Below are 23,185 nucleotides of genomic sequence, written 5' to 3'. Positions count from 1 at the left end.
GCTTACACGAATCAGAAGAAATTCGTGATGCGCGAGCGGATGCAGTTGACGACCACGGACGATGGCGAGAAGTCCTCTTCGAGGTCGTAGCGTGCGGCATAGGGTGCCATTACTGCGGTCTCCACTGAGGCCACGATATCCTGCGGACGCAGCCCGGCGACGATGTGTGCCCCACCCTCGACGGTCTCGGGGCGCTCGGTCGTCATGCGCAGACTAACGCAGGGCACTCGGTAAAACAGCGCCTCTTCCGGCGCGGTGCCGGAGTCGGACAGAATACACCAGGAATGCATCAACAGATGATTGAAGTCGTAGAAACCGAGCGGGGCGATGATCTTGACGCCCTTGGGTATCGTGATACTGCCGATCTTGCTGCGGGTCCGGGGATGCATCGGATAGACGACGTCGCGGCCGAATTTCCGATAAATCTCCCCCAATGCCTCGATAATTGCCGCGAGATAGGCCGGCTGGTCGACATTCTCGCTGCGATGGGCGGTGACCAGGACGTAGCCCTGGGCGCCGATGCCGAGTTCGGTCAGAATCCTGCTCTCGCTGATCTGCGGCAGGAAGGCCCGGATCACCTCGAAACTGGGGTTGCCGGACACGAAGACCTTTGATGGGTGAATGCCCTCACGAATGAGGTTCTCGCGATGATAGCGATTGAACGGCAGTAGGATATCGCTCATGTGGTCGATGAGCATCCGGTTGCGCTGCTCCGGCATGCGGGCGTCCCAGGCACGTAAACCTGCCTCCATGTGGAAGGTCTTGATGCCGCGGTGAGCGGCCGGCATCACCGACAAACCACTGTAGGTGTCGCCCAGGATCAGCAGTGCGTCGGGTTTGGTCCGAACAAACAGTTCATCGCTCTTGGCGATAACGTCAGCGACCTCTTTACCGTATGAGGAGGTATCGATTTCCAGATAATGATCGGGTTCGCGCAGGTTGAGATCGCGGAAAAAGAAGTCCTTCAGCTCCGGGGTGAAGTTCTGGCCGGTGTGGACCATGATGTGCTCAAAGTTGAGCTCATCGAGGCGTTTCAGCGTCGACCATAACTTGATCATTTCGGGGCGGGTCCCGAAGATACTCATAACTCTCATAACAGGGCCCTCTGGCGACTGTGATCGATGGGTGTAGCGTCGGTAGGTCCGACGATTGCCGAAGCCGGACAGTGGGGCGCCGGGCGACCGCCGGACGGTGTCGCTTGGTGGCAGCCGGCGTCTGCGTGGCCTGCTTGGGTATGCCGGGTCTGCCCGGTAGCGGTTGGCCGGAATCAGGCCGCCGGGGTGCCAACCTCCGGTTGGTAGATGACACGCACGTCGGGGAGCGGCAGGATCATACGTCCGCCCGCCCCGAAAAACGAGCGGTGTTTCTCGGCGATCTCGCTGTAATAGCCCCAGGCGAACAGCAGGAGGTAATCAGGCGGGTCGTCCTGGAGGCTGCTGCTCGGGCGAATCTCGAAATGCGAACCCGGCGTGAAGAAGCCGTGTTTGGCGCCGGCATCATCCACCATGTATTCCATGTGTTCATGCGTGATGCCGCAGTATTGGATGATGGTATTTGCGCGGCCGGACGCGCCGTACCCGACGACCCGTTTGCCTTCACTGCGCAAGCGGGTGAGAAGTGCGAGCAGGGCCAGTTTCCGCGAATAGATATCCGAGGCGAAGCGCACGAATGTCTCATGCCGGTCGAAACCTTGGCGTCGCTCTTCTTCGCGGAGATTCCCGACCCGGCAGGATACCGCGCGGGCATGGTCGCTGCCCTCCTTGCACACGTAATAACGCATGGAGCCCGCGTGGATCTGGATCGATTTCACATCGAAGATGACCATCCCCAGGCGGGCGAAAAAATTCTCCAGCGCCAGCAGCGAGTAGTAATACAGGTGCTCGTGGTAGACCATGTCGTACTGCATGCCGAGAATGATCTTTCCGAGATAGTGGACCTCGAACACGAAAACGCCGTTGTCTTTCAGGAGCGCCTTGACGGCCCCCGCTACGCCGGCGATGTCGGCGATGTGCGCGAAGACATTGTTGGCGACGATCAAATCCGCCGCGCCGTGTTCTTCGAGGATCTGTCGGCTGGTGGTCGCAGAAAAAAAATCGTTGACGATCCTGATCCGCGGGTCATCGATCTGCGCCACCACATTGGTGGCCGGATCGACGCCGATGACGGTGCGGACGCCCTGATCGGCGATGGGTTTGAGCAGGATGCCGTCGTTACACCCGATCTCCACGACGGTCGCCTGCTCGGGCACCAGGAAACGCGAGACGACCTCGGTGGCGTAGTCGACAAAATGCTCGCGCAGAGTACGGATCGCGGATGAGAAGTAGAAATAGCGCTTGAACAACACCGCCGGATCGACGACGTCGACCAGTTGCACGGCGAAGCAGTCCTCACAGAAATACAAGCGCATCGGGAAGCGCTCTTCTTCGGCGAATTCCTCGGGTTTCAGGAAGCCGCCCGCCAACGCGACCTGACCGAAGTCTTCAACCAACGCCAGGTGGGGGCTTGCGCAGAATGCACAATGACTGCGGCTCGTCCAGGATTGCGATGATTGCGGCATGGCGTTATCGGCGATCGGTTGTGGCGATGGTTCAAGGAGAGCAAGGGCCCGTGTGCGGCGCCCGCGCTTGTAAATTAGGCTGAGAGCGCACCGTCTGTGCCCATGCTGATTGCTGCTCGGGTTCAGTCAGCCTCGTGGCCGGAAGAGATACCTGAGGTAGTTACGGTAAACAGCGAACGAATAGGTGAACTTGGAGGTGGAACCTGGTGCGCGGCGGACGGTGAGGGTATAGGGAACCTCAGCGAAGGATGCCCCCAACCGCCGCGCCTGCACCACCTCCTCCATCAGCACCGAAAACCCATTGTCGTGGGTCGTCAGTTTTTTCAACAGCTCGCCGCGGATCGCCCGGAAGCCGTTGGTGAAATCGGTCAAGGGGATGCGCAGGGCCGCCTTCGCGACCCGGTTGCCGAGCCAGGAGATGGCCTTGCGTCGGATATCCACGCCCTCCACGCGCGACCCGCGGGCATAGCGTGTCGCCTTGATGAAATCGACCCCTTGACGCATGTGCGGGAGGAAGCCCCGGATGAATTGCGGGTCTTGCGTGCCGTCCGCATCCATCACCAGGGCGTAGTCGAAGCCCCCCGCGATCGCCGCCGCAAATCCGGTGCGGTTTGCCGCGCCGTAGCCCTGATTGGTGCCGTGGCGGCAGAGCCGTAAAGACGGCGTGACGGTCGCGAGGTCCTGCAGCACCGACCAGGTGTCATCGGAGCTGCCGTCATCGACGGCGATAATCGCGGCGCCGAGGTCCAGCCCAGACAGCAGGGTGTCGATCGCGCCGATGCACGCACGGGCATTGGCGCCCTCATTGTACATCGGCAGCACGACGCAAAAACGCGGCGGCAGCGGTGGCGATGGGGCAGTCGGTCGCGATGTCATTGAGTCAAAGCCGTCAGGTTGAGCGAATTCAAAGACCGCCCGGTGGGCCGTTCCAAATCACTAAAATCCTGTGAGTATAGGTGTTATCGGTGCGGTTGGCAAGCCGTCAGCGGGCGCGCCACGCCCGCCGGGGTCCCGGTGCGAAGGCCGGGTAAGGCAGGGCGCGGGGGGCTGGGCAGGTGCTGGTTTCTCAAATAGAAGTCTAAAAAACAAAGATATATTGACTCTGATCGCTGAGACTCAGGCATCAAAGGGCGTCGTGGCCCGGGTCGCTTGGGGGGGCGCGCCGACGCCGTGCCCGCCAGGTTTGCAGGCTGGCGGCGAATCGGGTCCCCAGCCAGGCGTCCGCGAGGAGGAGCAGGGTCCCGGGTCGGTACAGTGGATAGGCACGCAAGGCGCGGGCGGTACAGGTCAGAAAGGCCCGTGGTTCGCGCTCCATGGCGTAGCAACGGGCCACCTCCATCCAGCGCAACCCCCGTGCCTTGCGGCCTGCGGCCCCGGCCGCCCGCATCTCTGCGTCATATTTGTCCAATAGCCGTGCGGCCGCTGCCGCCATGACGTTGGCCGCTCGGTGGGGGCTGTAGTGGACCATCGCCAGCGGTTCGGCAAGCACGCCGATGCGATAGAGGCGGGTATAGCGAAGCAGCCAGTCCCAATCCTCGTAGCGGGCCAAGGTCTCGTCGAACAAGCCGACCTCGTCCACCACCGCGCGCTTCATCATCAGGGTGGAGCCGGGGCTCAGATCGCAGCCCATCAGCAGCGTCTGCGCAGTGACGGGCCGCGGGAAGTAATCGCGTCGCATCCGACCCTCCCAAATCGTATAGGCAGTGCAGGTTGCCGGCGTGTCGGGTGCGCCCTGGCGCAGCTGGGCGAGTTGCGTGGCCAGCTTGCTCGGTGCCCATTCGTCGTCGGAGTCCAATAACGCAATGTAGGCCCCGCGTGCGGCGCGCAGCCCGGAGTTGCGGGCGGCTGCGGCGCCGCGATTTCGGTCATGCTGGATGATGCGCAGGGCCTGGTGGGCGAAGGCCCGTGCGAGGGCCGCGGTCTCGTCGTTGGAGCCGTCGTCCACCAGGAGGATTTCGTAGTCCGTGCAGGTCTGCCGAAAGACGCTCGCGAGCGCCCGGCCGATCGTTGCGGCCCGGTTGTAAGCGGGGATAATGACGGTGATCAGCGGTGCGTCACTGGGCATCTGGGGGCATCCGATGGGCGCGGCGAGGTCAGGGTGGTGCCGGCGGCGCGATGATTCCAACTGTGGCGATCGGTACTGCGGCAACGGGACTGGCGCGCGGTCCGGGCGAACTGAGATACTTGGTTCCCGCACGGAACCTGATTCTACCGGGGTGATCTTGACTTTACCAAAACGATTCGCGGGGTTGCCTCTGCAAGGGGCCGCCGGACACGGGTGCGGACTGGGTGAGTGAAGGCCCCATCATGCGGCGGCGCGGACCCAGGTTGGCGATTTTCCTCCCCTCCCTGGCCGGCGGCGGCGCCGAGCGCATGATGCTGAACCTGGCGCAGGGGCTGGTCGCGTCCGGGATCGAACTGGATTTGGTGGTCGGGAGCGCGGCGGGACCCTATCGGGACCTGGTGCCGGCCGGCTGTGACCTGGTCGACCTGGGGGCGGGGCGGGTGTTGACGGCCCTGCCGGGGCTGGTCCGCTATCTGCGCCGCCGCCGACCGACGGTCCTGCTCGCGGCCATGGACCACGCCAACCTGATCGCGCTGTGGGCGCGCCGCCTGGCGCGGGTGCCTACGCGGGTCGCGGTCAGCGTGCGCAGCACCCTGTCCCAGGAGGCCCGGCACGCATCCTCCCTCGCCGGCCGCGTCCTGCCCCGACTGGCGCGCGTCTTTTATCCCCAGGCGTGCGCGGTGATCGCCGTCTCCCAGGGGGTCGCCGATGACCTGACCCGCCTGATCGGCGCGGGGCGGGCGCGCGTCCTTGTTATCCCCAACCCGGTGGTCACCTCCGAGCTGGCCGCCCAGGCGGCCGAGCGGCCGGACCACGCCTGGTTTCAACCGGGGCTGTCACCCGCGCCGGACGCGGGGCTGGAACCGGCCAGGGCCCCGGTGATCCTCGCCGCCGGGCGCCTGACCCCGCAGAAGGACTTCCCGACCCTGATCCGTGCCTTCGCCGCGCTGGCCGAGGGGCGCGACCTGCGCCTGCTGATCCTCGGCGAGGGGCCGCAGCGCCCGGCCCTGGAGTCTTTGATCCGGGACCTGGGGCTCGGTGAGCGGGTCGCCCTGCCCGGGTTTCGGGCCAACCCTTTCGCCTACATGGCCCGCGCCCGGCTGTTCGTGCTCTCCTCCGCCTGGGAGGGGCTGCCGGGGGTCCTGATCCAGGCCATGGCCTGCGGCACCCCGGTCGTCAGTACGGACTGTCCGAGCGGGCCGCGTGAGGTGTTGGACGGGGGTCGCCTGGGTCCACTGGTCGCGGTGGGTGACGCGGCGGCGCTGGCAGCGGCCATCGCGCGGACCCTGGACCGGCCCCCGGCCGCCGCACTGCTGCGGGCGCGGGCGGCCGACTATGGGGTCGTGCCGGTGACCCGCCGGTACCTGGAGGTCTTGGGTCTGGGCGACGGCAGCGGGGGCGGCTCATGAGGGTGGCGCATGTCATCACCGGGCTGGAGCTGGGCGGGGCCGAGATGATGCTCTGCAAGCTGCTGGCGACCCTGGATCGGACCGCCTTCGAGCCCCTGGTGGTCTCGCTGGTCGCCCCGGGGCCTATGGGCGCGCGCATCGCCGCGCTGGGCATCCGGGTGGAGACGCTGCAGATGCGGCGCGGTCTGCCCTCCCCGGGGGGGCTGCTGCGCTTGGTTCGGCTCTTGCGCGGGTTCAGGCCCGACCTGATCCAGACCTGGATGTACCACGCGGACCTGCTCGGGGCCCTGGTCAGGCCGCTGATCGGGCGCGGCCCCTGCCGCCCCTCGCTGGTCTGGAACATCCGCCAGAGCGACCTGGACCCGCGTCAGAGCCGCCGCGCCACCCGGCTGGTTGCGCGCTTCAATGGGCTGCTCTCGCACCTGGCCCCGGAGCGCATCATCTGCTGCTCGCAGCGCGCCCGCGAGGTCCATCGCGCCCTCGGTTACCGCGAGGCCTCCCTCATCGTCATCCCCAACGGGTTCGACCTGGAGCGCTTTCGTCCGGACCCCGCGGCGCGCACCGGGCTGCGCAGCGACTTGGGCATCCCGGCAGCGGCCCCGTTCCTGGGCCTGGTCGCACGGCTGGACCCCCAAAAAGACGTGCCGACCTTTCTGCGGACGGCCGCCCTGGTGCGCTCGGCCCGGCCCGAATGCCGCTTCCTGCTGTGTGGTCAGGGCATGGATGAAGGCAACCAGGCGCTCGGGGCCTGGATCGCCGCGGCCGGACTCGGGGGGGCGATCAGCCTGCTGGGACCCCGGTCGGACACGCCGCGGGTGTTCGCCGCCCTGGACCTCCTGGTCTCCTCCTCGGCCTATGGGGAGGGCTTCCCGAACGTGCTCGGTGAGGCCATGGCCTGCGGGGTACCCTGTGCGGTCACGGATGTGGGAGACTCGCGTCTGATCGTGGGCGACACCGGGGCGAGCGTGGTGCCCCGGGACCCGGCGGCCCTGGCCGGGGCCATCCTGCGCCTCCTGGACGAGGGTCCTCAGTCCCTGGTCCGCCGCGGTGCGGCCGCCCGCGCCCGCATCGCGGCGGACTATGCGTTGGCGTCCATCGCGGCCCGCTACGCGGACCTTTACCAATCACTGCGGCGGGGAACTGACTGATGTGCGGTTTTTGCGGGGTCATAGAACCCGGCGCGGCGGCGGAGCCCGCACTGCGCCAAGCGCTCGAGCGGATGAACCAGACCCTGCTCCACCGCGGGCCGGACGACGGGGGCCTCTGGCTGGATGCCGCGGCCGGGGTCGGTCTGGGGCACCGCCGCCTGGCCATCCTCGATCTGTCGCCCCTGGGGCACCAGCCCATGGTCTCGCCCGACGGGCGCTATGTCCTCGCCTACAACGGCGAGATCTACAACTATCAGGCCCTGCGCCGGGCGATCGGCGACGACTATCCCTGGCGCGGGCATTCGGACACCGAGGTCCTGCTCGCCTGGCTATCCCTACGTGGGCCGGCGGCCACCCTGACCGAATGCAACGGCATGTTCGCCTTCGCGCTCTGGGACCGGCAGGCGCGCCGCCTGACCCTGGCGCGTGACCGCCTGGGCGAGAAGCCCCTCTATTATGGCTACAACCGCGGGCGCTTCCTGTTCGGCTCCGAGCTCAAGGCGATCACCGCCCACCCCGGCTGGCAGGGCGAACTCAACCGGGACGCGCTCGCCGCCTATCTGCGCCTGGGCTATGTCCCGGCGCCCCATTGCATCTACCGGGATCTTCGTAAGCTCGCCCCCGGGACCTACGCCACCCTGACCCCGGGCCAGGAAGAACCGACCCTGCACACCTACTGGAGCGCCCGCAGCGCGGCCGAACAGGGCCTTGCCGCACCCTTTAAGGGCCCCGAGGCAGAGGCCGTGGGCGCCTTGGAGCGGCTGCTGATGGACGCGGTGGGGCTGCGGATGCGCGCCGATGTGCCGCTGGGGGCCTTCCTGTCCGGGGGCATCGACTCCAGCACCGTGGTCGCCCTGATGCAGGCCCAGTCGCAACGACCGGTGCGTACCTTTACCATCGGCTTCCATGAGGCGGGCTTCAACGAGGCCGAGGACGCCCGGCGGGTCGCCGCGCACCTGGGCACCGACCACACGGAACTCTATGTCACCGCCCAGGATGGGTTGGCGACCATCCCCAGCCTGGCGCGCCTCTGGGACGAACCCTTCGCCGACCCCTCCCAGATCCCGACCCTGCTGGTCAGTGAGATGGCCCGGCGGGCGGTGACCGTGTGCCTGTCCGGGGATGGCGGGGACGAACTCTTCGGCGGCTATTCCCGGTACCTGTGGACGCGCGACACCTGGCGGCGGATCGGTTGGGTGCCGCTGGGCCTGCGCCGGGCCCTCGCCGCCGCCGTAACCGGGATCGGCACCGGGACCTGGGATCGGCTGCTCGCCCCCGTCGCCCGCTTCCTGCCCGGCCCGCTCGCCATCGCCAACCCCGGCGACCGGGTGCACAAGGCGATCGACATCCTGACGGGTGACTCACCGCAGGCCCTGTATCTGCGCATGGTCTCCCACTGGAAGGACCCGGCCGCCCTGGTGATCGGTGCCACTGAGCCACTGAGCGTCCTCACCGACCCTGCCCGGCGCGCCCGCACCATGTCCATCACCGAGTCCATGATGTACATGGACTCGGTCCTCTACCTGCCGGACGACATCCTGGTGAAGCTCGATCGGGCCAGCATGGGGGTCAGCCTGGAGTCGCGCGTGCCGCTCCTGGACCACCGGGTCTACGAGTTTGCCTGGTCGCTGCCGCTCGCCTGGAAGGTCCGCGGGCGCCGCGGCAAGCTGCCGCTACGCCGCATCCTGGCCCGACACGTCCCGCCTGCCCTGTTCGAGCGCCCCAAGATGGGCTTCGGGGTGCCCCTGGCAGCATGGCTGCGCGGGCCGCTGCGCGACTGGGCGGAAGACCTGCTGGCCGCCGAGCGGCTGGCGCGCGATGGCATCCTGCGCCCGGCGCCGATCCGCGCCCGCTGGGCGGAACACCTGGCGGGCCGTCGCGACTGGTCCTATTATCTGTGGGACCTGCTGATGTTCCAGGCCTGGCTGGACCTGGCGCGCGCCAGCGGGGCCCTGGGCGCGCGGCCATGACCGCGCCCGACCCCAGGCGGATCGCCTTCTGCACCACGGTCGACTGGTACTTCTGCCACCACTACTTGGCCCTGGCCCGTGCGGTGCGTGAGGCGGGCTTCACGGTCAGCGTCATCACCGGGGTGGCCGAGCACGCCGACCTCATCCGCGACGCCGGGCTCGACCTGATCCCGCTCGCGGTCTCCCGCAAGGGGATGAATCCACTGCGGGAACTCCAGAGCATCCTGGCGCTCAAGCGCATCCTGCGGTGTTTGCGGCCCGCCCTGCTGCACAACATCGCCCAGAAACCGGTCCTCTACGGCACCCTGGCGGCCCGCCTGGCGGGGGTGCCCGCGGTGGTCAACGGCGTCGCCGGGATGGGCTACCTCTTTACCTCCGGGTCAGGCCGCGCGCGCCTGCTCCGCCCCCTGGTGGGCCGCGCCTATCGCGCCCTGCTCGCCGCCCCCAATGTGCGGGTGCTGGTCCAGAACCCGGACGACCAGCGGCAGGTCCGGCGCCTGACCGGGGTGGAGCCGGTCCTGATCCCGGGCTCCGGAGTGGACTTGACGCGCTTCGTCCCACGTCCGGAGCCGCCGGGGCCGCCGGTGGTGGTGCTCGCCTCGCGGATGCTGTGGGACAAGGGCATCGGGGAGTTCGTGGCCGCCGCCCGGCTGCTGCGGGAGCGCGGGAGCCCGGCGCGCCTGGTCCTGGTGGGCAAGCCGGACCCCGGCAACCCCGCCTCGGTCGCCGAGGACCAACTCCGGGACTGGGCCCGCGAGGGGTGCATCCAGTGGTGGGGCTATCGTGCCGACATGCCCGCGGTCATGGCCGCCGCGCACATCGCCTGCCTGCCGTCCTATTATCGCGAGGGCCTGCCGAAGTTCCTGATCGAGGCCGCCGCGGCGGGCCTGCCCCTGGTCACGACCGACGCTACTGGTTGCCGGGAGGCGGTGGAGCCGGAGAAGAACGGCCTCCTGGTACCGCCCCGGGACCCGGACGCCCTGGCCGACGCCTTGGAGCGTCTCGCGGGTGACGAGGACCTGCGACGGCGCTTCGGCGCCCGCTCCCGGGTCCTGGCGCAGGAGCGCTTCGACGCGACGCGCATCCATGGGGCGACCCTGGCGGTTTATGACGAGCTACTGAAGCGATGTGAGGTACACCAATGAAGACGGCGCTGATTACGGGCATTACCGGACAGGATGGGGCCTATCTGGCCGAGTTCCTGCTCGCCAAGGGCTACCGCGTGCACGGCATCAAGCGCCGCGCCTCGCTGTTCAATACCGACCGTATCGACCACCTCTATCAGGACCCCCACGTCGGCGACCGCCGCTTCATCCTGCACCACGGCGACCTGACGGACGCCTCGAGTCTGATCCGCATCATTGGCCAGGTACAGCCGGACGAGGTCTACAACCTCGGCGCCCAGAGTCACGTTGCCGTCTCATTCGAGGAGCCCGAGTATACCGCCAACTCGGACGCACTGGGCGCGCTGCGGATCCTGGAGGCGATCCGCATCCTCGGGCTCGAGAAGCGGGCGCGCTTCTATCAGGCGAGCACCTCGGAATTATACGGCCTGGTGCAGGAGACCCCGCAGCGCGAGACCACGCCCTTCTACCCGCGCAGCCCCTATGCCGTGGCCAAGCTCTATGCCTATTGGATCACCGTCAATTATCGCGAGGCCTACGGCATCTACGCCTGCAACGGGATTCTCTTCAACCACGAGAGCCCGGTGCGCGGCGAGACCTTCGTCACCCGCAAGATCACCCGCGCCCTGGCGCGGATCAAGCTCGGCATCCAGGACTGTGTCTACCTGGGAAATCTCAGCGCCAGGCGCGATTGGGGCCACGCGCGGGACTATGTGCAGATGCAGTGGCTGATGCTCCAGCAGGAGCAGCCGGAAGACTTCGTCATCGCCACCGGGGTGCAATACAGCGTCCGCGACTTCGTGGCCGCGGCGGCCAGGGAGCTGGACCTCAGCCTGCGCTGGGAGGGCGCGGGCCTGGATGAAAAGGGCTACGATGCCGCCGGGCGCTGCATCGTCGCCGTCGACCCCCGCTATTTCCGCCCGACGGAGGTCGAGACCCTGCTCGGGGATGCCACCAAGGCGCGCGAAAAGCTCGGCTGGGTCCCGACCACCAGTTTCGCCGAGTTGGTGGCCGAGATGGCGCGCGAGGATCTGAAACAGGCGCAGCGCGATGACCTGGTGCAGCGGCACGGTTACAGCACCTTCGAGCGCAACGAGTGAGATGATGTCAGCAACAACCTATGTGGCCGGGCACCGCGGGATGGTCGGCGCCGCTATCTGCCGGGAGCTGGGCCGCCGCGGCTATGAGCCGCCCCTCACTCGGACCCACGCCGAACTGGACCTGACCGACCAGGCCCAGGTGCGTGCGTTCTTCCAGGCGCAGCGCCCGTCCCAGGTCTACCTGGCGGCGGCCAAGGTCGGCGGCATCCATGCCAATGACACCTATCCCGCCGAGTTCATCCATCACAACCTGATGATCGAGGCCAACGTCATCCACGAGGCCTGGCGCGCCGGGGTGCGGCGTCTCCTGTTTCTCGGCTCCAGCTGCATCTATCCCCGTCTGGCGCCCCAGCCGATCCCGGAAGAGGCCCTGCTGAGCGGGGTCCTGGAAGACACCAATGAGCCCTACGCCATCGCCAAGATCGCCGGGATCAAGCTCTGCGAGTCCTATAACCGCCAATACGCGACCGATTATCGCAGCGTCATGCCGACCAACCTCTATGGGCCCGGCGACAATTACCATCCCGAGAACAGCCATGTGCTGCCCGCCCTGCTGCGCCGCGCCCATGAGGCCAAACTCGCCGGCGCTCCCGAACTGGTCATCTGGGGCACCGGCACCCCGCGCCGCGAATTCCTCTATGTCGATGACCTGGCCGCCGCCTGCGTGCATGTCATGGGACTGGACCGGGCCGCCTATGACGCCTACACCAGCCCCAGGTCATCACACCTCAACGTCGGCAGCGGCGAGGAACTCAGCATCGCCGACCTCGCGGCCCTGGTCTGTGAAACCGTCGGCTACACCGGGCGCATCGTCTATGACAGCGGCAAGCCGGACGGCACCCCACGCAAACTCATCAACAGCGAGCGCCTGCGCGCCCTGGGCTGGCAGCCGCGGGTGGCCCTGCGCGAGGGACTGGCATTGGCCTATCGCGATTTCCTGGCAAACCAGATCATGCGTTAAAAGAGGATGTTGCGATGAGTTCCCTGGCCGATCTCTACAAGACCGATTTCCACGCCTGGACCCTGGCGGCGGCGGACCTGGTGCGTCGGCGCCGCTTCGATGAGTTGAATGCGGATGACCTGGCGGAGGAACTCGACAGCATTGGCAGGAAAGAGCGCAACGAGGTCGCGAACCGCCTGGTCATTCTGCTGGCCCATTTGCTGAAGTGGCAACTGCAACCCGCCTATCGGGACACCAATTGGCGCAGCAGCATCATCGAGCAACGCAAGCAGATACAGCGCCAGATTCAACATAGCCCGAGCGTGCGGCCCTATGTTGCGGAAGCGATCACGGAGGCGTTTCCGGACGCGGTTGATATCGCCGTGCGGGAGACCCTGTTGGATTCGGGCGGCTTTCCGAGCGCCTGTCCGTATTCGCTCAATGAGGTCTTGGATTTTGACTATTATCCGGACCAGCGCACGGGGGCACTGGTTCAGTTTAATTCCTGTTTACAAGACATTGAAATATATGTAATATATCTAGTTCGGCGCGGGTTTCCGTCACTTTTTGAATAAGTGAGAACTTCTTGAACGGACAATGGACATGCCCTCATTGCAATTCACAGAATTGTCGGCATCACAAGACGTATCAAACCGGTCATAACGGTACGCGTTTGCTGTGGCGATGTCAAAGTTGCAATAGGCTCTTTTCCGAGACCAAAGCCACCCTTATCGAGGGGCTCAGGAAACCGACCAGCTTCATCATTCAAGTGCTCAAAACGCGCACTGAGGGGATCGGCTTGAACGCCGCCTGCCGGGCCTTCGCGATTGCGAAGAATACGTTGCTCCTATGGGAGCGTCGCCTGGCCGATTGCAAGGATGTGCTGGTCATATATGCCCTGACGCACACCTTTATTGAGCAACTGATCGAAGGTGATGAGCTTTATACGAAAGTGAATAGGAATGTCCCCCCGGAGGATTGTGAAGGCTGGACGATCGTACTGATGGAAAGGGCAAGTCGATTTATCTGGGCGCTTCAGTGCGGGAAAAAGGATCGCAGCCTATTTTCATATGCCATACAAATACTTAGAGATGTCATCCTGCGTACTGGCGATGTCACTCTAGTCACCGACGGGGAACGTCGGTATGGCAATCTCCTGTTTGAAATTTGCCACGAAGTATTGCGAACCGGAAAACGCGGCCGCCCACCGAAAGTGCTTCGTCGCGGTGTGAAGGTGCGCCTTAAGAATAAAGGGAAAGGAACTGATAGAACGGGGCACTCGCGTCCCAAATACGAAACCCCTCATCCGGAGCATCCAGAAACCGATCAAGATGTGACGCCAGCCGATATTCATGCTAATCATTTGGAAGCATCGAACGCTTCATTTCGGCGAAAGAATTCTGCTTATCGCCGCCGAACGAATACGTACGCGAAGAGCATTTCTGGTTTGCAAAGAACATTGGATATGTTGTGGATTGTCCATAACTTTATTCGCAGCCACTTCACGACAAAACAGGTTCCTGCGGTGGCTCTGGGGATTCTCCAGCAGGGACTCTCGTGGGATGAGGTCCTTAGAGTTCGACAGCCCAGGTTATAAAAATACTACAAAAACATAAGGATAAGGAAGAACCAAACTGAACCAGTGCCGCGCCGGCGAGATCCCCGGCGTCTTCGACATCCGTTTCGCGACGCCGGTGCGGGCGGTCGGAACCCAGATACAGAGCTTTCTTTACGGAACCTTCTGGGTGGACCTGACGCTGTACGACCAGTTCGGTGCCGAGATCGCCAGCTTCTTGAACATCGAGGGCGAGAATACTGAAAACGGCGACGGTACGGCACTGTTCGTGGGCGCCGTCAGCGACGCAGACAACATCGCGCGGATGGTACTCGCGGGCGCGGGCGACGGGGCCGCGATCAACGCGATCATCGTCCCGGAGCCCCCGACGCTGCTGTTGACACTGACCTTGCTCGGGCTGCTGCCGGCTGCCCTGCGAGCCAGGATAAGGGGAGGCCGCACCGTGCGGTGAACGCGTCAGATTCGCTGGAGCAAATGCAATGAATAGCCGAGTACTGGTTGCCCTAGGCGTGGGCGTGGCCCTTGTGGCCATCAAGCACGGTGCGCCAAGGGCGCCCGAAGTCCAAATGGCGCCCCCGCCCGGCGCAGTCACGGCGGCGCCGGACGACGAGCAGCGTGTTGCCGCTCTCCCGGACAAGCTCGCGCCCAGGCCCCGCAAGCCCTCCAAGCAGGAGCGCAACGCGATCCTCGCGCAGTGGCAGGCCGCCCGCCTTAACCCGGACGGGAAGGCACGGTCCGACCAGCCCCAGAGCGCCCAGACCTACTTCCTCGAGATGCGCCTGCCCTCCGACCAAGCCGTCCTGAGCCCGCAGATGTACCTCTCCGCCTTGAGTCAGGCCGCACGGATGCCGGTCTACTCCACCGCGCAGGAGCGCGTGATCAAGGCCGCCACGAGCCGGCCGCTGACCGCACCCAGCATCGTCACCCAGTCACTGGACCCCATGGCCGGGACACTGGGGGACTGGGAGTCCTTGGGGCCAGGCAACATCGGCGGACGCACCAGGGCGCTGGTGATACACCCGAAGCAGCCCGATACCATGTGGGCCGCCGCCGCGGCCGGCGGCATCTGGAAGACCACCAACGGCGGACAGACCTGGACCCCCAAGGCCGACCTGCTGATCAACTTGGCCGTCAATTCGATGGCCTTGGAGCCGTATAACCCGGACATTCTCTATGCCGGAACCGGCGAAGGCTTTTTCAACGCCGACGCGGTGCGCGGCGCCGGCATCCTGAAGTCCACCGACGGCGGGGAGAGCTGGTTCCAATTGGAGGCCACGAAAGACAAGGAGGACTTCTGGTTTGTGAATAAGATCGTCATCGGCGGAGATAAGAGGAATCCGCGCATCTATGCGGCTACCGGAACAGGGGTTTTCCGCAGTGTCGACTCCGGCACAACCTGGGTTCGGGTGCTCCAAGCCGGTGCGAACTCCAGGGGCTGTATGGATCTGGCGATTCAGAATCGTTCCGTGTCCTACGTCTTCGCCGCGTGCGGTTCTGGCCCCCGGTACTCTGATGAGCCACTCGTCGACCCACGCGATGGCGTCTGGCGTGCGATAGATAGTAACCCGCTAGCTGATAAGAACTGGGAGTTGGTGATTCCGGCCGTGCGCGTGGGGGTGCCAACCATGGGACGCACCTCTCTGGCGATCGCCCCGTCGAAACAGAACGTCATCTACGCGATGGCCGCGAGAATTGATGCGGACCTCACTTTAAACGACGGATTACTGGCGGTCTATCGCTCAGACAAGTCCGGCGCAACGAGTAGTTGGGTCCCAATGGTCAACAGTGACCAGACACTCAACCGCCTGCTGCTGTCCAATCCCTCGTACGGGGCGGGCTGCTACGGCAACGGAACACCGCAATTCTTTAACCAGGGCTATTTCGATAACGTGATCGCGGTGGACCCGACGAACGAGAATGTCGTCTGGGCCGGCGGCATCGACCTGTTCCGTTCCGACGACGGCGGCAAGAACTGGGGGCAAGCCTCACATTGGGATCTTAGTGATAAGCCGTCCCGCACGGATTACGCCCATGCCGATCATCATGCGCTCGTCTTCCATCCGAAATACAACGGCACCGACAACCAAATACTGTTCAATGGCAATGACGGCGGCCTGTACAAGACTGATAAGGCCAAGTCAGGGGTGGTCAAGGCGTCGCCGATCCCGATCACGTCGGTGTCACCCGTATGCAACTTTGCCGAGGTCGACCCTTATCCAGACACGATAAAGTGGGTCCACCTGAACAACGGCTATCGAGTCACCCAGTTCTATCATGGCTTGCCCTATCCCAACGGCCTGACCTTTTTCGGCGGAACCCAGGATAACGGCAACATCCGCGGCCAGCTTGACTCTCCGAATAATTGGAACGTGATCTACAGCGGTGACGGCGGCTATGTAGCAATCAATCCGTCTGATACGAACATGCTGTGGTACGAGTACACCAACCTGAACATCGTGCGCAGTGTGGACGGCGCGTCAACCACAGAGAAGTTCACCGCGGGCATCACTGAGCCTTCAGAGAACTTCGGGTTCATCGCGCCGTTCGCCCAGGACCCCACCAATCCCAACCGCATGTGGATCGGTGGGTCCAAGCCCTGGCGCGCGGACAATGCCACGGTCAAGCCGCTCCCCGACAACATCGACATATGGACTCAGGCCGGTACGGAGTTCAATACCAAAGCGGCAACGGCACCGACGGAGGACCCCAACCCAAAAACGACGACTACTGCCATCGGTATCTCGCCGCAAGACAGCAATCGGGTCTACTTTGGCACCGCCATGGGCTACATCTACACGACCGATCAGGGCGGGACTGCGACGAAAGATACCGTCTGGCTTCGGAGCAAACTGCGCAGCGACGACAATGTGATCTCGTCGATCACACCCGATCCGTTGTTGAAGGGTACGGTGTACGCCACGGTGTCGACGTTCAATAGCACTACCGGCAGAGGTCATGTGTTCAAGTCAGTCGACTCCGGATTAAACTGGACCAACATCGACGGTTCCGGCCCCACCGCCATCCCCGACGTGCCGGTCCACAGCATCGTCGTCGACCCGAACCCGAAAGACCAAAACACCCGGAGGCTCTATGTGGGCAGCGACATCGGGGTCTTCTCCTCGACTGACGGCGGCCTGACCTGGGCGGTTGAAAACACCGGCTTCGCCAACGTGATTGTCCAGTCCTTGACCATCGCGAAAGCCGATAATGACAAACGCTATCTCTACGCCTTCACGCATGGCCGCAGCGCTTATCGGGTCGCCCTGACCGACTAGCCCGCGGGGTCGCTGCCGGGCCGCGCTCCGGGGGCCACCCCCTAGAAGATCGAGAGTCGGGGTGCAAGACGGCGCGGATTCGGTTAGGGTTCCCCGCAACCCCTCGCCGTCCGTCTCTGGTGACCGCCCATGCATGAACTTTCCATCTGTCAGTCCCTGCTCGATCAGGTGGAGGGGATCGCGCGGCAGCACGGCGCCCGGGCGGTGGAGCGCATCCTGCTCCAGGTCGGGCCGCTGTCCGGGCTGGAGCCGGCGCTGCTGCGCAGTGCCTGGCCCCTGGTCGCGGCGGGGACCCTCGCCGAGGCGGCCGAGTTGGTGATCGAGGCGGCGGCGATTCGCGTGCGCTGTCTCGACTGCGACGCGGAGTCGGCGGCCACGGCCAATCGCCTGCTGTGCGGGGCCTGCGGCGGCTTCCACACCCGGCTTGTCAGCGGGGACGAGCTGCTGCTCGCCCGACTGGAGCTGAGCATCCCGGATGCCGATCGCACCCAGGCAGAGGCCTCGTCCGCAACTGAACCCACTCCCGACGCATCGGAGACGACCCATGTGTGACACCTGCGGCTGCAACATCACCCCCGGTAACGAGCACCTGGTCCGGGGGGACGGCAAGCTCGCCCGCACCGCGGACGGGCGGGCGGCCGTAACCGTGCTCCAGGGGCTGCTGACGGAAAACGACCACCAGGCCGCCCATAACCGGGAGCACTTCGACCAACACGGCGTGCTGACGCTGAACCTGATGTCCTCCCCGGGGGCGGGCAAGACGAGTCTCCTGGAGGCGACCATCGACGCCCTGGGCGGGCACCTGAAAATCGCCGTGATCGAGGGCGATCTGGAGACCGAGAACGACGCGGTGCGCATCCGCGCCAAGGGCGTGCCGGCGGTACAGATCGCCACCGGGAGCGCCTGCCACCTGGATGCCCACATGGTCCACGCGGCCCTGCACAACCTGGATCTGGACGGCGTCGACCTCCTGTTCATCGAGAACGTGGGCAACCTGGTGTGCCCGGCGAGCTTCGATCTCGGCCAGCACCGCAACGTCGCCCTGATCTCGGTCCCCGAGGGCGACGACAAACCGGCCAAATACCCGGTGATGTTCCGGGCGGCGGACCTGGTGCTGTGCACCAAGTCCGACCTGCTGCCGCTGCTGCCGGAGTTCGACCCGCGGCGGGCCGAGGGCTATCTGCGCAACCTCGCGAGCGGCGCGCCCTTCCAGATCCTCTCCACCCGCGGCACGGGCCAGTTAGGGCCTTGGCTTGCGTGGCTCGAGGTCGAATTGGCGGCCCAGCGGGCACGCCGTCAGGTCGGGCGCACCACCAGGCCGGCGATCCAGGCCGCTGGGGCGGGGCTGCACGCGGCGGGCGGGCCAGATGGGGGGGCGGTGAGCGGGCATGGTCATACCCATCACCATCACGGCGATGGTCATGGTCACGATCATGGGCATGGGCATGACCACGGGCATGGCCACGACCATGGACAGCCGCAGGCCTGAGGCCCGCGTGGCGTTGACCCTAATTCCGGGGGGCGGTCCGCGCAGCGGACCCGACAGCGGTTGACCAAGCGCTTGCCCGGGTGGTAAAAATCCGCGGGTCCTGATCCGGACAGCAACAGGTCGCGCTCATCACGCGAAAACGTCTCCGACGGAGCCTGTGGGGGATGGATCAGGGCACCACCCAGGCGCGCGCAGCCGACCGCGTGAGCGGCCGGTCACCCAGAACGACGTGCGCAATATACCCAACCGTGGAGGAAGCCCCGCCGTGTCACCGATCACCATGAAGACCCTCTCCGCCCTGTCACTCGCCACGCTGGTGGCGGCCGGGACCTGGACCGCGCCGGCCCAGGCCTTTAATTTCGGCAATATGTGGAATCCCAACCGCTGGATGGGCGGCGGCAATCGCTACAACGACTATTACTACGACGACGGCCCCTGGGGTGGTAATCCCTGGGGCGGCGGTTACGGGGCGCCTTGGGGCGGCTACGGCGGCGGCCCCTGGGGTGCGCCTTACGGCGCCCCCGGCTATGGTGCCCCAGGCTACGGCTATGGTGCCCCCGGGTACCCGCTCGCCCCGGCGGCAACCGCGCCCACCGGCGCACCCGCCCCCCTGCCCTCGCAAGGCACCGCGCCCGATGCGGACGAGGTGGCGGCCCTGAAGCGCCGGATCAGGGAGCTGGAGGCGGCCCAGCAACCGTCCGGCCGGTCGGTGCCCGCACAGGATTGGCCCGCCGCACCGGTCTATCGGCCGATGGATAAACAATGAGCGCGCCGCGCCGGGACTCTTGATCATGGATCTGCTGCTCGCTATCGATGGCTGCGTCGCGGCCTGTCACCCTGGGAATCCGGCCCACGCCGCTACCACGGACGCGCTCGGCCGCTGCCTGGACCAGGGCGGCCGGGTCTGGCTCTACGCCGGGGCCGCCCAGGGTTACGAGGACGGCATCCGCCGCGCCCTGGAGGACGAGGCCCGGTGCGGCGCGGGTGAGTCCGCAGAGGCGCAAGCCCTGCAACGCGCCCGCCAACAATTGGCGGCCTTCGCGCACGGCAAGCAATGGCTCGCCGCGCTGGCCGGGGACTGCGCGGACTGCGCGGCACCGAATCCGGCCCAGGATCGCCTGCTGCGCGCCTTGCAACGCTTCACCCCCGGGTCCATCAAGGTCCTGACGCTGGACCCGGCCTTCATCGCCGCGCACCCCGACCAGGCCCTCACCCCCGCCGCCTACCTCGACCTGCCGACCCTTGAGCGGCGGATCGACTTCATCGATCTCCCCGGCCAGCAGTCATTCATCCGCCCCCAATTGGAGGAACGCCTCCACCGCGTCCTGCACCACGGCCGCTATATCCTGGGTCCTGAGATGGAAGAACTGGAGGGCCGTCTGGCGCAGTACACCGGGGCCGCCCACTGTGTCGCCGTCGCCTCCGGGACCGATGCCCTCTTGATCAGCCTGATGGCCTTGGGCATAGGGCCGGGCGATGAGGTCATCACCACCCCCTTCACCTTCGTAGCGACCGCCGAGGTCATCTGCCTCGTGGGTGCGCGGCCGGTCTTCGTCGATGTGGAACCCGATACCTGCAACATCGATGCGGACAAGCTCGAGGGTGCGATATCTCCCCGCACCAAGGCGATCATGCCGGTCTCGCTCTATGGCCAACCGGCCGACATGGACGAGATCAATGCCATCGCCGAGGTCTACCGGCTGCCGGTCATCGAAGACGCCGCGCAGAGCTTCGGCGCCACCTATCGCGGTCGGCGCAGTGGCAACCTCTCCACCATCGGCGCCACCAGCTTCTTCCCTTCCAAGCCGCTCGGCTGTTACGGCGACGGCGGGGCCATCTTCACCAATGACGCGGGGCTCGCGCTCGCCATGCAGGAACTGCGCGTCCATGGTCAGGAGCGCCGCTATGTGCATACCCGGATCGGGGTCGGCGGGCGCATGGACACCCTGCAATGCGCGGTGCTGCTGGCGAAGCTCGACCGGTTCGATCAGGAACTCGCGCGGCGCATCGCCATGGGCCAACGCTATTCGCAACTGTTCGCCGGTGCGCCCGGCATCAAGACCCCCGTCACCCGCGCGGACCGCACCTGTGTCTATGCCCAATACACCCTGCAAGTCCCCGGCCGGGACGCCCTGGTCGCGGCCCTGGGCGCCCGCGGCATCCCCACCGCGGTCCACTATCCGATCCCGCTCAATGCCCAACCCGCCTATCGGTACCTGTGCTGCCCGGACTGCACACCGGTCGCCGCGCGGCTCGCCGCCGAGGTCGTCAGCCTGCCGATGCATGGCGATCTGAGCGAGGGGGATCAGGATGCGGTGGTGGCGGCGGTGATGGCCGCGCTGAAGCACTAGTACCCCGTTTCAGCTATTCTTGCGCATGCTCAAGCCCCGCAGGGGCGCGATATACCAGCCCAGGGCAACGCCCGGCACTGGTTCAGTTTGGTTCTTCCTTATCCTTATGTTTTTGTAGTATTTTTATAACCTGGGCTGTCGAACTCTAAGGACCTCATCCCACGAGAGTCCCTGCTGGAGAATCCCCAGAGCCACCGCAGGAACCTGTTTTGTCGTGAAGTGGCTGCGAATAAAGTTATGGACAATCCACAACATATCCAATGTTCTTTGCAAACCAGAAATGCTCTTCGCGTACGTATTCGTTCGGCGGCGATAAGCAGAATTCTTTCGCCGAAATGAAGCGTTCGATGCTTCCAAATGATTAGCATGAATATCGGCTGGCGTCACATCTTGATCGGTTTCTGGATGCTCCGGATGAGGGGTTTCGTATTTGGGACGCGAGTGCCCCGTTCTATCAGTTCCTTTCCCTTTATTCTTAAGGCGCACCTTCACACCGCGACGAAGCACTTTCGGTGGGCGGCCGCGTTTTCCGGTTCGCAATACTTCGTGGCAAATTTCAAACAGGAGATTGCCATACCGACGTTCCCCGTCGGTGACTAGAGTGACATCGCCAGTACGCAGGATGACATCTCTAAGTATTTGTATGGCATATGAAAATAGGCTGCGATCCTTTTTCCCGCACTGAAGCGCCCAGATAAATCGACTTGCCCTTTCCATCAGTACGATCGTCCAGCCTTCACAATCCTCCGGGGGGACATTCCTATTCACTTTCGTATAAAGCTCATCACCTTCGATCAGTTGCTCAATAAAGGTGTGCGTCAGGGCATATATGACCAGCACATCCTTGCAATCGGCCAGGCGACGCTCCCATAGGAGCAACGTATTCTTCGCAATCGCGAAGGCCCGGCAGGCGGCGTTCAAGCCGATCCCCTCAGTGCGCGTTTTGAGCACTTGAATGATGAAGCTGGTCGGTTTCCTGAGCCCCTCGATAAGGGTGGCTTTGGTCTCGGAAAAGAGCCTATTGCAACTTTGACATCGCCACAGCAAACGCGTACCGTTATGACCGGTTTGATACGTCTTGTGATGCCGACAATTCTGTGAATTGCAATGAGGGCATGTCCATTGTCCGTTCAAGAAGTTCTCACTTATTCAAAAAGTGACGGAAACCCGCGCCGAACTAGATATATTACATATATTTCAATGTCTTGTAAACAGGAATTAAACTGAACCAGTGCCCACCCCCCGTTCGCGGCTGCGCGCAAAGGCCGACACTGCGTCTTGGAGCGGGTAGATGGAGTCGATCAGGTAACCGAGATCCAGGGTCCCGGCGGCGAGCAGTGCCAGGGCCCGATCGAATGGCCCGCAGCGTGAGCCCAGCAGTCGGACCTCGTCCACGACGATGGCGCTCAGATCCACCGCGACGCTCCCGCGGTAAGTGCTCTTGAGCACGATGGTCCCGCGCGGGCGCACGGCGGTGCGGGCCAGCGTGAAGCCGGCACCGGTGCCGGTGCATTCGACAACCACGTCGAAGTCGGCCGGGGCGCTCGGCGGCGCGCTCAGGGTGGCGATGCCGAGTTGCGCCAGGTGGTCGAGTTTGGACGGGTGCCGGCCCAGGACGACGAGCCGGCAGCCGGTGGGGCGCAGGGACTGGGCGATGAGTTGGCCGAGCTTGCCGTCGCCGATCACCAGCACCCGGTCAGCGGGGCCGATGGCCATCTGCTCCTGGATCTCCAGCGCGGCGGCCAGGGGTTCGGTGAAGACCGCCTGTTCGGGGGTGACGCCGGCCGGGACCAGATGCAGGTTGGCGGTGGGGACGGCGAGCCATTCGGCGAAGGCGCCATTACGCCCATGGATACCGACGGCCTGGCGGTTGGCGCAGTGCTTGGTGAGACCGCCGCGGCAGCGTGGGCATTGTCCGCACGGCAGGTTGATCTCGGCGACGACGCACTGTCCCACCAGGTCCGGCGGGCCTGATTCGACCACCCCGACGAATTCGTGGCCGGGTACGCCGGTGAACGAATAGAGACCGTCGACCAGTTGGTGGTCGGTGCTGCAGATGCCGCGCAGCAGCGGGCGGATCAGGGACTCGCCGGGGCCTGGTGCCGGCTCCGGGAGGTCCCGCCGCAGGGTCAAGCGGCCGTCGGCCAGCCAGAGTCCAATCATGGGGATGAGGCGCCGCGG

20 protein-coding genes are annotated in these 23,185 nt (G+C 65.1%); 14 read left to right on the top strand and 6 right to left on the bottom strand.

Features of this window, described 5'->3' with window-relative positions:
- Positions 1–11: 11 nt before the first annotated feature.
- From THSYN_RS29015 to THSYN_RS29000, 4 genes are all read right to left on the bottom strand, one after another.
- Positions 12–1,058, bottom strand: a complete 1,047-nt coding sequence (locus THSYN_RS29015; RefSeq protein ID WP_157817998.1) for a UDP-N-acetyl glucosamine 2-epimerase — start codon at positions 1,056–1,058, stop codon at positions 12–14.
- A 209-nt stretch (positions 1,059–1,267) separates the two neighbouring features.
- Entirely contained in the window at positions 1,268–2,461 is a 1,194-nt protein-coding gene (locus THSYN_RS29010) for a class I SAM-dependent methyltransferase (RefSeq protein ID WP_236848747.1), read from the bottom strand.
- Positions 2,462–2,683: 222 nt separating this feature from the next.
- On the bottom strand, positions 2,684–3,370 hold the full coding sequence (locus tag THSYN_RS29005; RefSeq protein WP_157817997.1) for a glycosyltransferase: 687 nt from the start codon (positions 3,368–3,370) through the stop codon (positions 2,684–2,686).
- A gap of 310 nt (positions 3,371–3,680) precedes the next feature.
- Entirely contained in the window at positions 3,681–4,622 is a 942-nt protein-coding gene (locus THSYN_RS29000; protein WP_100922180.1) for a glycosyltransferase family 2 protein, read from the bottom strand.
- 242 nt (positions 4,623–4,864) lie between these two features.
- On the opposite strand from THSYN_RS29000, the gene THSYN_RS28995 reads away from it, so the two are divergent.
- The 14 genes from THSYN_RS28995 to THSYN_RS28930 all read left to right on the top strand — a co-directional run bounded on the left by THSYN_RS28995 (position 4,865) and on the right by THSYN_RS28930 (position 21,004).
- Positions 4,865–6,031: a glycosyltransferase gene (locus THSYN_RS28995; protein ID WP_100922179.1), complete on the top strand. Its 1,167-nt coding sequence runs from the start codon at positions 4,865–4,867 to the stop codon at positions 6,029–6,031.
- A complete protein-coding gene (locus THSYN_RS28990; RefSeq protein WP_100922178.1) occupies positions 6,028–7,179 on the top strand; it encodes a glycosyltransferase in 1,152 nt (383 codons plus the stop codon). Before THSYN_RS28995 ends, THSYN_RS28990 begins: the two co-directional genes overlap by 4 nt.
- Complete coding sequence (gene asnB / locus THSYN_RS28985) at positions 7,179–9,149, top strand: asparagine synthase (glutamine-hydrolyzing) (RefSeq protein WP_100922177.1); 1,971 nt, start codon at positions 7,179–7,181, stop codon at positions 9,147–9,149. Before THSYN_RS28990 ends, asnB begins: the two co-directional genes overlap by 1 nt.
- On the top strand, positions 9,146–10,294 hold the full coding sequence (locus THSYN_RS28980) for a glycosyltransferase family 4 protein (protein WP_100922176.1): 1,149 nt from the start codon (positions 9,146–9,148) through the stop codon (positions 10,292–10,294). The genes asnB and THSYN_RS28980 overlap by 4 nt, the downstream gene beginning before the upstream one ends.
- Positions 10,291–11,373 (top strand): GDP-mannose 4,6-dehydratase, encoded by a 1,083-nt coding sequence (gene gmd / locus THSYN_RS28975; protein ID WP_100922175.1) that lies wholly within the window; start codon positions 10,291–10,293, stop codon positions 11,371–11,373. Before THSYN_RS28980 ends, gmd begins: the two co-directional genes overlap by 4 nt.
- A 4-nt stretch (positions 11,374–11,377) precedes the next feature.
- Entirely contained in the window at positions 11,378–12,334 is a 957-nt protein-coding gene (locus tag THSYN_RS28970; protein ID WP_100922650.1) for a GDP-L-fucose synthase family protein, read from the top strand.
- Between the two features lie 14 nt (positions 12,335–12,348).
- Positions 12,349–12,888, top strand: coding sequence for a DUF29 domain-containing protein (locus tag THSYN_RS28965; RefSeq protein ID WP_100922174.1), 540 nt, complete (start codon positions 12,349–12,351; stop codon positions 12,886–12,888).
- 11 nt (positions 12,889–12,899) lie between these two features.
- Entirely contained in the window at positions 12,900–13,910 is a 1,011-nt protein-coding gene (locus tag THSYN_RS28960; protein WP_100917404.1) for an IS1 family transposase, read from the top strand.
- A 148-nt stretch (positions 13,911–14,058) separates the two neighbouring features.
- Positions 14,059–14,340: a hypothetical protein gene (locus tag THSYN_RS28955; protein ID WP_157817996.1), complete on the top strand. Its 282-nt coding sequence runs from the start codon at positions 14,059–14,061 to the stop codon at positions 14,338–14,340.
- A 28-nt stretch (positions 14,341–14,368) separates the two neighbouring features.
- Entirely contained in the window at positions 14,369–17,164 is a 2,796-nt protein-coding gene (locus THSYN_RS28950) for a WD40/YVTN/BNR-like repeat-containing protein (RefSeq protein WP_157817995.1), read from the top strand.
- A gap of 129 nt (positions 17,165–17,293) precedes the next feature.
- Positions 17,294–17,716 carry a hydrogenase maturation nickel metallochaperone HypA/HybF gene (locus tag THSYN_RS28945; protein WP_100922171.1) on the top strand — a complete coding sequence of 141 codons (423 nt, stop codon included), beginning with the start codon at positions 17,294–17,296 and terminating at the stop codon, positions 17,714–17,716.
- Positions 17,709–18,653 carry a hydrogenase nickel incorporation protein HypB gene (gene hypB / locus THSYN_RS28940; RefSeq protein ID WP_100922170.1) on the top strand — a complete coding sequence of 315 codons (945 nt, stop codon included), beginning with the start codon at positions 17,709–17,711 and terminating at the stop codon, positions 18,651–18,653. Before THSYN_RS28945 ends, hypB begins: the two co-directional genes overlap by 8 nt.
- Positions 18,654–18,918: 265 nt before the next feature.
- Entirely contained in the window at positions 18,919–19,419 is a 501-nt protein-coding gene (locus THSYN_RS28935; protein WP_236848746.1) for a hypothetical protein, read from the top strand.
- A gap of 25 nt (positions 19,420–19,444) precedes the next feature.
- The gene (locus THSYN_RS28930; RefSeq protein ID WP_100922168.1) at positions 19,445–21,004 is read left to right on the top strand and encodes a DegT/DnrJ/EryC1/StrS family aminotransferase; all 1,560 of its coding nucleotides are present in this window, start codon (positions 19,445–19,447) and stop codon (positions 21,002–21,004) included.
- Between the two features lie 123 nt (positions 21,005–21,127).
- Here the strand turns inward: THSYN_RS28930 and THSYN_RS28925 are convergent, their stop codons facing one another.
- Both THSYN_RS28925 and THSYN_RS28920 read right to left on the bottom strand, forming a co-directional pair.
- Positions 21,128–22,138: an IS1 family transposase gene (locus THSYN_RS28925; protein ID WP_100917404.1), complete on the bottom strand. Its 1,011-nt coding sequence runs from the start codon at positions 22,136–22,138 to the stop codon at positions 21,128–21,130.
- An 84-nt stretch (positions 22,139–22,222) separates the two neighbouring features.
- The gene (locus tag THSYN_RS28920; RefSeq protein ID WP_100922167.1) at positions 22,223–23,167 is read right to left on the bottom strand and encodes an MDR/zinc-dependent alcohol dehydrogenase-like family protein; all 945 of its coding nucleotides are present in this window, start codon (positions 23,165–23,167) and stop codon (positions 22,223–22,225) included.
- Between the last annotated feature and the right edge of the window lie 18 nt (positions 23,168–23,185).

It is taken from the genome of Candidatus Thiodictyon syntrophicum (genome assembly GCF_002813775.1).
Classification (GTDB): Bacteria; Pseudomonadota; Gammaproteobacteria; order Chromatiales; family Chromatiaceae; genus Thiodictyon; species Thiodictyon syntrophicum.
Note: the sequence above shows the minus strand (reverse complement) of the source record. Positions and strands in the feature narration are given on the sequence as shown.

What these genes read in the sequence shown, in the direction of transcription:
- THSYN_RS29015 (WP_157817998.1), bottom strand. Translation starts at nt 1,058, where the DNA reads ATGATCAAGTTATGGTCGACGCTGAAACGCCTCGATGAGCTCAACTTT.
- THSYN_RS29005 (WP_157817997.1), bottom strand. Translation starts at nt 3,370, where the DNA reads ATGTACAATGAGGGCGCCAATGCCCGTGCGTGCATCGGCGCGATCGAC.
- THSYN_RS29000 (WP_100922180.1), bottom strand. Translation starts at nt 4,622, where the DNA reads ATGCCCAGTGACGCACCGCTGATCACCGTCATTATCCCCGCTTACAAC.
- THSYN_RS28995 (WP_100922179.1), top strand. Translation starts at nt 4,865, where the DNA reads ATGCGGCGGCGCGGACCCAGGTTGGCGATTTTCCTCCCCTCCCTGGCC.
- THSYN_RS28990 (WP_100922178.1), top strand. Translation starts at nt 6,028, where the DNA reads ATGAGGGTGGCGCATGTCATCACCGGGCTGGAGCTGGGCGGGGCCGAG.
- asnB (WP_100922177.1), top strand. Translation starts at nt 7,179, where the DNA reads ATGTGCGGTTTTTGCGGGGTCATAGAACCCGGCGCGGCGGCGGAGCCC.
- THSYN_RS28980 (WP_100922176.1), top strand. Translation starts at nt 9,146, where the DNA reads ATGACCGCGCCCGACCCCAGGCGGATCGCCTTCTGCACCACGGTCGAC.
- gmd (WP_100922175.1), top strand. Translation starts at nt 10,291, where the DNA reads ATGAAGACGGCGCTGATTACGGGCATTACCGGACAGGATGGGGCCTAT.
- THSYN_RS28970 (WP_100922650.1), top strand. Translation starts at nt 11,378, where the DNA reads ATGTCAGCAACAACCTATGTGGCCGGGCACCGCGGGATGGTCGGCGCC.
- THSYN_RS28965 (WP_100922174.1), top strand. Translation starts at nt 12,349, where the DNA reads ATGAGTTCCCTGGCCGATCTCTACAAGACCGATTTCCACGCCTGGACC.
- THSYN_RS28950 (WP_157817995.1), top strand. Translation starts at nt 14,369, where the DNA reads ATGAATAGCCGAGTACTGGTTGCCCTAGGCGTGGGCGTGGCCCTTGTG.
- THSYN_RS28945 (WP_100922171.1), top strand. Translation starts at nt 17,294, where the DNA reads ATGCATGAACTTTCCATCTGTCAGTCCCTGCTCGATCAGGTGGAGGGG.
- hypB (WP_100922170.1), top strand. Translation starts at nt 17,709, where the DNA reads ATGTGTGACACCTGCGGCTGCAACATCACCCCCGGTAACGAGCACCTG.
- THSYN_RS28930 (WP_100922168.1), top strand. Translation starts at nt 19,445, where the DNA reads ATGGATCTGCTGCTCGCTATCGATGGCTGCGTCGCGGCCTGTCACCCT.
- THSYN_RS28920 (WP_100922167.1), bottom strand. Translation starts at nt 23,167, where the DNA reads ATGATTGGACTCTGGCTGGCCGACGGCCGCTTGACCCTGCGGCGGGAC.